The sequence below is a fragment of the Frankia sp. AiPs1 genome, from assembly GCF_023716945.1.
Lineage (GTDB): Bacteria > Actinomycetota > Actinomycetes > Frankiales > Frankiaceae > Frankia.
Genome location: NZ_JAMQQF010000276.1, coordinates 1 through 7,639, shown reverse-complemented (window position 1 = coordinate 7,639; position 7,639 = coordinate 1). Strand labels below are relative to the sequence as shown.

General features: G+C 72.3%; 5 protein-coding genes and 1 pseudogene. 2 read left to right on the top strand and 4 right to left on the bottom strand.

The window, feature by feature from the left end:
- Nucleotides 1-42 precede the first annotated feature (42 nt).
- On the bottom strand, nucleotides 43-513 hold the full coding sequence (locus ND748_RS20465) for an NUDIX hydrolase (RefSeq protein WP_251747615.1): 471 nt from the start codon (nucleotides 511-513) through the stop codon (nucleotides 43-45).
- Nucleotides 514-687: 174 nt separating this feature from the next.
- Here ND748_RS20465 and ND748_RS20460 point away from each other — a divergent pair, with 174 nt between their 5' ends.
- On the top strand, nucleotides 688-2,157 hold the full coding sequence (locus tag ND748_RS20460) for a CCA tRNA nucleotidyltransferase (RefSeq protein WP_251747614.1): 1,470 nt from the start codon (nucleotides 688-690) through the stop codon (nucleotides 2,155-2,157).
- An 86-nt stretch (nucleotides 2,158-2,243) separates the two neighbouring features.
- Here ND748_RS20460 and ND748_RS20455 read toward each other — a convergent pair whose 3' ends face one another.
- From ND748_RS20455 to ND748_RS20445, 3 genes and pseudogenes are all read right to left on the bottom strand, one after another.
- Nucleotides 2,244-3,665, bottom strand: coding sequence for an MFS transporter (locus ND748_RS20455; protein WP_251747613.1), 1,422 nt, complete (start codon nucleotides 3,663-3,665; stop codon nucleotides 2,244-2,246).
- A gap of 213 nt (nucleotides 3,666-3,878) precedes the next feature.
- The gene (locus tag ND748_RS20450; RefSeq protein WP_251747612.1) at nucleotides 3,879-4,952 is read right to left on the bottom strand and encodes an inositol-3-phosphate synthase; all 1,074 of its coding nucleotides are present in this window, start codon (nucleotides 4,950-4,952) and stop codon (nucleotides 3,879-3,881) included.
- Between the two features lie 308 nt (nucleotides 4,953-5,260).
- Nucleotides 5,261-5,899 (bottom strand): annotated as a pseudogene (locus ND748_RS20445) (PadR family transcriptional regulator); the annotation flags it as partial.
- A gap of 563 nt (nucleotides 5,900-6,462) precedes the next feature.
- On the opposite strand from ND748_RS20445, the gene ND748_RS20440 reads away from it, so the two are divergent.
- Nucleotides 6,463-6,867: a DUF5318 family protein gene (locus ND748_RS20440; protein ID WP_251747610.1), complete on the top strand. Its 405-nt coding sequence runs from the start codon at nucleotides 6,463-6,465 to the stop codon at nucleotides 6,865-6,867.
- Nucleotides 6,868-7,639: the final 772 nt, after the last annotated feature.

Sequence of the window (7,639 nt, the reverse complement as noted above, 5' to 3'; positions counted from 1 at the left end):
CCGCGCGGCGCCGTGCCCGTCGCGCGGGCCGGCTCGGCGCCGTCATGCGGTTGCGGCCAGCACGACGGGTACCTCGTCGAGCAGGCGCCGCTCGTCGGCGTAGGCGAGGCGCTCGGCGACCTCGGCCAGCGGCACCCACGCCACGGCGTCGACCTCGATGTCGGCGTCCGACAGCGAGCCGACACTGCGCAGCAGCAGGAAGTGATGCACCGTCTTGTGGATGCGTGCCCCCCCGGCGACGAACCAGAAGTCGATGGTGCCCAACCGGCCGAGGACGGACCCGGTCAGTCCGGTCTCCTCGCTGACCTCCCGCACGGCGGCCTGCTCGGTGGTCTCACCGGCCTCGACGTGCCCCTTGGGCAGCAGCCACAACAGTCGCCCATGGCGATCCCGGCGGGCGATGAGCGCGGCGCAGGCGTCCGTGGACAGCTCGTCCAGAATGAGGCCGCCCGCCGAGGTCTCCTCCACCCGGGGCAGCGGAGCGCGACCGGCGGAGGAGGTCGACGGCGGCATGGATTGATCGTACGAGGCGCGGGTCCCCCGGCCGGCCCGTGTGCCCGCAACGCCCCGGTTGTGCCCGTTGCTTCCGGTGGTCGCAACCGCGTCGTCGCGGCCGCGATGTGATCGTCCTCGGCCTGTCCGTGTGCCGGTTCACCGCGTCCAACCCCGTAACCTGAAGGTGTGTCAGTGATCAGTCTGGACAACCCGCGCGACTCGGCCGAACGGGTGGTGAGTGAGCTGCTCAGGGTGCCGCCGGCCGCGGACGAGCTCGGGCGCGTCTTTGCCGCGCACGGTCACCTGCTCCACCTCGTCGGCGGGTCGGTCCGCGACGCCCTGCTCGGCCGGCCCGCCACCGGTGCCACCGGCGCCCCGGCCGACCTCGACTTCGCCACGGACGCCCGGCCCGAGCGGGTTCTGGAGATCACCCGGGGCTGGGCGGAGGCCACCTGGGAGGCGGGGATCGCCTTCGGCACGGTCGGTCTCGCCCGGCGCGGCCTGCGCTTCGAGATCACCACCTACCGCAGCGAGGCGTACGACCGGAAGTCCCGCAACCCGACGGTCACCTACGGCGACAGCCTGGAGGCGGACCTGTCCCGCCGGGACTTCACCGTGAACGCGATGGCGGTGTCGGTCCCGGGCCACGACTTCGTCGACCTGTTCGGCGGGATGGCCGACCTCGCCCGCGGCGTGCTGCGCACCCCGGCGAGCCCGCAGGCGTCGCTCGACGACGACCCACTGCGCATCCTGCGCGCCGCCCGGTTCGAGGCGACCCTCAAGCTGACCCCGGTGCCCGAGCTGGTCGAGGCGATGCGGGCGCGGACCGAGCGGCTCGCGATCGTCTCCCCCGAACGGGTCCGGGACGAGCTGCGCAAGCTCATCCTCGCCGCCGATCCGGTGGCGGGCCTGGAGCGGCTCGTCGAGATCGGCGTCGCCGACATCGTCCTGCCCGAGGTCGCGGCGATGCAGATGGAGATCGACGAGCACCACCAGCACAAGGACGTGTACGCGCACACGCTGACCGTGCTGCGCCAGGCGATCGCCCTGGAGGAGCCGGGCGCACCCGACGAGGTGCTGCGCTGGGCGGCGCTGCTGCACGACATCGGCAAGCCGCGCACCCGGCGGCACGTCCCGGGCGGCCGGGTCTCCTTCCACCACCACGAGGTCGTCGGCCGGGACATGACGCGGCGGCGGCTGGCCGCGTTGCACTTCCCCAAGGACGTCACCGACGCCATCTGCCGGCTCGTCTACCTGCACCTGCGCTTCCACGGCTACGGCGAGGGCGAGTGGACCGACGCGGCGGTGCGTCGCTACGTCCACGACGCCGGCCCCCAGCTCACCCGGCTGCACAAGCTGGTCCGCTCCGACTGCACCACCCGCAACCGGCGCAAGGCGGCGGCGCTGTCGCGTACCTACGACTCGCTGGAGGAACGGATCGCCGACCTCGCCGCGCGGGAGGAGATCGCGGCGATCCGGCCGGAGCTGTCCGGCGACGACATCATGGCGCTGCTCGGGCTCGCCCCGTCCCGTCTGGTGGGCCAGGCCCGCGCGCACATGCTGGAGTTCCGCTTCGAGTGCGGCCTCGTCGGGCGCGAGGCGGCCGAGGCCGAGCTGTTCCGGTGGGCCCGCGAGCACGAGGTGCCGATCCCGGACGCCTGACCGCAGGACCACATGACCGGGCGGCCGGACCAGCGTGGGCGGCCGGACCAGCGTGGGCGGCCGGGACAGTCTGCGACCGGGGCGGGTCAGCTGCGGCTCTCGGCCGGCCCCGTCGAGATGATCGGGTTCATCCGGCTGGCGGGATCGGTTGGATCGACCGAATCGGCGGGACCGCCGGGCGGGGGAACGGCCGGGTGCGGTGGCGGCGGCCCGTCGCCCACGCCGCGGATCACCCGGTCCTCGGGATGGCGGCGAGCGGCCCGGTAGTACCCGAGCCCGGCCAGCGCGTAGCCCAGCCCGGCGACGATGACCACCGCGGCCGAGCGGCCGTCGTCGGGCAGGATGATGGCGGCGATCGCCGCCGCAGCCACGAAGGCGACGTTGAACAACAGGTCGTAGAGCGAGAAGGCGCGGCCGCGGTAGGCGTCGTCGGTCTGCTCCTGGACGATGGTGTCCACGCAGATCTTGCTGGCCTGGGCGGAGAACCCGAGCAGTGCGCCGGCGACGATGAACAGGGGAGCCCGGAAGGGCAGCCCCAGGATCACCTCGACGACCCCGCCGAACACCAGGACCAGCGTGATCCAGCTCGACTTCGGCATCCGCCGGGTGACCCGCGGGGTCACGACCGCCGCCGTGATCGTGCCGACCCCGCTGGCGGTCACGACGGCGGCGAGGCCCGTCAGCCCACCCTCGCTGCCGGTGAAGTAGTTGCGGTACAGCAGCACCGTCATCACGAGGACCAGTCCGTAGGCGGCCCGCGAGCTGGTCAGCGCGGCGAGCGCCCGGCGGGCCGGGCCGTGGCCGGCCAGATAGCGGGCGCCGTCGACCATGTCGGCGACGACCTCGCTGGCCTGCCGCCAGGCTCCCTGCCAGGGCACTGCCACCACGGGACCGAAGTCGTCCCGGCCGGAGCGCGCCGCCGTCACCATCGCCAGCAGGTAGGCGAGCGCCGCCAGGCCCGCGACGAGGGCCACCGTCCGGTCGTCGCCGCCGACCAGGCCCCGTACCCCGCTGCCGAGACCGGCGCCGAGCAGGGTCGCGACGGTGCCGGAGGTGACCGACAGGGCGTTGGCGGTGACGAGGCGGTCGACGTCGACGACGACGGGCAGCCCGGCGGACAGCGCCGCCAGGACGAAGCGGTTCACGCTCACCGACGCGAGTGCCACCGCGTAGAAGTCGACGCCGGTCCGCCCGGCGGCGATGAGCACCACCAGGATGGCCATGAGCACCATCCGCACGAGCGAGCTGACGACGAGCACCCGTTGACGGGACGTCCGGTCGAGCACGATGCCCGCGAACGGGCCGATCACGCTGAAGGGCAGCACGACGATCGCCAGGGACGAGGCCAGCGCCCCCGCGGACGTCGCCCGCTCGGGGGAGAACAGTACGTAGCTGACGAGGGTCGCCTGAAAGACGCCGTCGGCAGCCTGGGAGGTGAGCCGGGCCGCGTAAAGCATCCGGAACCGGCGGCCGCCCAGCAGCTCGCGGAGGTTCGCCGACCATGCCACGCCTGCCAGCGTAGGGCCACCCGGCCTACCGCAGGTCATTGGTGCGCCCGTGCGGGCCCACTCGGGCCGTGGCCGGGGGTCGCCGGGTTCGGCCGCCCCCTCCGGACGACCGAACCCGGCGCCCGCCTCCCCAGCCGGGGAAGCGGGCGTTCAGGGCGGGTGGACGGGTCCGCCGGGCGACCGGCGGGACTCGTTCAGCCTTCCTTGCGGATGTCAGCCTTCGTTGCGGATGAACGCCTCGACCTTGTCGCGGGCCTCGTTGTCGCGGTACTGCTCCGGCGGGGACTTCATGAAGTACGACGAGGCGGACAGGATCGGCCCGCCGACGCCCCGGTCCAGGGCGATCTTGGCGCAGCGCACCGCGTCGATGACCACGCCGGCACTGTTGGGGGAGTCCCAGACCTCGAGCTTGTACTCCAGGTTCAGCGGGACGTCGCCGAACGCGCGACCCTCCAGCCGGACGTAGGCCCACTTGCGGTCGTCGAGCCAGGCCACGTAGTCCGACGGCCCGATGTGCACGTTGTCCTTACCGAGGTCGTGGGAGACCTGGGAGGTCACGGCCTGGGTCTTGGAGATCTTCTTCGACTCCAGCCGGTCGCGCTCGAGCATGTTCTTGAAGTCCATGTTGCCGCCGACGTTGAGCTGCATCGTGCGGTCGAGGACGACGCCGCGGTCCTCGAAGAGCTTCGCCATCACCCGATGGGTGATGGTGGCGCCCACCTGCGACTTGATGTCGTCGCCGACGATCGGCACGCCAGCGGCGCGGAACTTCTCCGCCCACTCGGGCACCCCGGCGATGAACACCGGCAGGCAGTTGATGAAGGCGACCCCGGCGTCGATCGCGCACTGGGCGTAGAACTTCGCGGCGTCCTCGGAACCCACCGGCAGGTAGCAGACGAGCACGTCGGCCCGGGTCTCCCGCAGGGCGGCCACGACGTCGACCGGCGCCTCGTCCGACTCCTCGATGGTCTCGCGGTAGTAGCGGCCGAGGCCGTCGAGGGTGTGACCCCGGGAGACGGTGAGGCCGAGCGGCGGCACGTCAGCGATCTTGATGGTGTTGTTCTCGCTGGCGACGATGGCCTCGGAGAGATCGCGACCGACCTTCTTGGCGTCCACGTCGAACGCGGCGACGAACGTCAGGTCGGAGACGTGGTAGTCGCCAAGCGTCACGTGCATCAGCCCGGGGACCTGCGCCGACGGGTCGGCGCCGCGGTAGTACTCGACCCCCTGGACCAGCGAGGCGGCGCAGTTGCCCACGCCGACGATGGCGACACGTACCGAACCCATGACGGTCTGCTCCTTAGCTGCAATTTCTATGGAAGTGGAAATATCGGGCACACGGCTCCGTCGCGATGCCGCCTGTCAGCCGAATGGCAGGGTGCGGCGCCGCTACGCGGTGCCACTCACCTGTTGGCCGGAACCTCGCCGTCGGGGTCCGGGCCGGCCTCGGCCGGGGCATGCCTGATCCGGTCGCGCGCGTCGCCTTCGTTGCCGCCGTGCGTGCCGTCGAGATAGGTGCCGCGTCCGTCCCGCCGGGCCGTCCGGCCCGCTCGGGCCGGCCTGACCGGCCGGCGCCCCGTCCCGCCGCCACGAGCGGGAGGGGGAAGCGTGCCCGGCTCCGATCCGGTGGATGGATCCGATCCTGTGGATGGAGCTGTGGACAACCCTGTGGACGCTGTGGACAACTGTGGTTCCGTGAACGCGGTCGGGGCGCTGGCCCGCTCCGTCTCGATCAGCTCGTTGAGCCACCGGACTTCGCGTTCCACCGACTCGAGCCCATGGCGCTGCAACTCGAGGGTGTAGGTGTCGAACCGCTCAACGGTCCGGGTCAGGGCCGAGCGGACCTTCTCCCGGCGCTCCTCGAGCCGGCCGCGGCGCCCCTCCAGGATGCGCAGGCGGACGGCGGCGTCCGTCTTTGCGAAGAAGGCGAACCGCACGCCGAACATCTCGTCCTCCCAGGAGGACGGGCCACCCTCGCCGAGCAGCTCGGCGAGCTTCTCCTTGCCCTCGCCGGTCAGCGTGTAGACGACCCGACTGCGCCCGCCGAGCCGGGTCGTCGCGCTGACGTCGTCCGCGGTGACGTACCCGGCGTCCGCGAGGCGACGCAGGCAGGGGTAGAGCGAGCCGTAGCTGAACCGGTGGAACGCGCCGAGGACCGCGGCGAGCCGCTTGCGCAGCTCGTAACCGTGCATCGGGCTCTCGGAGAGCAGGGCGAGAACCGCCAGTTCCAGCATTACCCACCCTCCCTCGACCGTGCCACGGCCGCTACCGCCGTGCCCGTTACTGCCGTGCCGTTGCTGCCACGCCGTTACCGTCGCGCCGTTACTGTCGCGCCGACATATCGAAGCGATACATCGAGGATAGACGTCTCGGGACGAGCGCCGCAACCAGGAATGACCATCCGGCGACCAGGAGATGACAGAACGACACTTCCACCTCCGGGCGGAGTCGCGGCGCGGCTCCCGGCCGCCGCCGCTCGGGATCGGCGCCACTCCACCTTTGGTGATCTTGAAGAGATCGCTGGATGGCCCAGAAACTGCCTGGTCGCAGGGATGATTCGGGCGCGCTTCTGGTGCGGTCCGGTCGCCCGTGCGGCCGGGCCGGGGCCGGTGACATCCACCGCACGACCTTGCCGTGAGTGGTGACGGCGTCACAGTGTCATCCGGCTCACAGTGGCCGCGGGCCCGGCCAGGAGAGTGCGGACCTGGCCGTCGGGGCGACGGCGTGCGGCGGTCCGTTCGGTGACCATCTGTCCGGACCGTCTGCCTGGAACACGTCCGCGGCGTACCGTTGAGACATGCGGTCGCGGTCGGTCATCGACTACGCGCTCGCCCGCCGGGCGACGCTCGCGGATCTGTTTGCGGGTCGGGTGTCATCGCTCGACGTCTGTGACGCCCACCCCTACCTGCTGCGGGCGGCCAAGTACCACGGTGAGCCGACGAGTAAGCGCTGCCCGGTCTGCCGAGGCGCCGATCCGCTCATCCACGTCACCTATACCTACGGCGATGAACTCGGTGGGAGCTCCGGTCGCGTGCGGGCGACGAAGGACCTTCCGGCACTCGCGGCGAGGTACAGCGAGCTGCGGGTCTACGTCGTCGAGGTATGCCGCCCGTGCGGGTGGAACCATCTGATCACGTCCTACGTGATCGGCACCGGCGAGCCGAAGGCGAAGCGTCAGCACCGCCGTGCCGCCGACACCTGACGGTGCGCTCTCGCCGCTCGCTCTCCCGCCGTCTGCCGTCCATCCGCCGCACCGGCCGGTCCTCGCCGCGGGGACCGGCCGCGGGTGGTGCCGCCCAGCTGGTCGCGGCTGGAGCACCGCATCGCCCTTCGCGGGGCGCACGCTCGGTGACGCCGGGCGTGGCCGTGACCGCGCGGCGTCGCTGCCCCCGCTGACGCGGCGCGTCCCGGGCGCCCTGCGCGAGCGGGCGGAATCTGGCGTGAGATCCTGGTCTGCCATGTGGGTGTCGCGGCAGGTCCAGGCGTGGTGCCGACCACGAGTGGTGCCGTTCCGCGACCTTGCCGGGGTGAGCCCGGAGGGTGGCCCGGCCCTGCGTGGTCAGCAGCGTCCCGCCCAGGGCCGGTGGCCGGCGTCCCCTACGGCCAGGTTCCAGTGGGACCCGACCGGCGGAGACTGGACCGACGGTAGCGGTCGGGGGTGTCGGCCCGTCCCCTGTGGCGGATCGGCGACCGGGGAGTCCCAGAGCGACGGATGGAGCGGTTGGTGAGCTCTCCCTACGATCGGGGCGCCTACCGGGGCGACCCGGATTCGGACCCGACGCGGTCCGAACCCGGCCAGCCTCAGGACGCGTCCCCCGATCGGGCCAGGCGCGACCGGATCGCCCGAGCCGGCCAACCTGACCGGCCGGGTTCGCCTGACCGGCCGGGTTCGCCTGACCGGCCGGGTTCGCCTGACCGGCCGGGTTCGCCTGACCGGCCGGACTCGCCGGCCCGAGCCGGCCACGGCGGCCCGC

Excerpts from the sequence above, each read along its gene's own strand:
- ND748_RS20465 (WP_251747615.1), bottom strand. The coding sequence starts at position 513 with ATGCCGCCGTCGACCTCCTCCGCCGGTCGCGCTCCGCTGCCCCGGGTG.
- ND748_RS20450 (WP_251747612.1), bottom strand. The coding sequence starts at position 4,952 with ATGGGTTCGGTACGTGTCGCCATCGTCGGCGTGGGCAACTGCGCCGCC.
- ND748_RS20440 (WP_251747610.1), top strand. The coding sequence starts at position 6,463 with ATGCGGTCGCGGTCGGTCATCGACTACGCGCTCGCCCGCCGGGCGACG.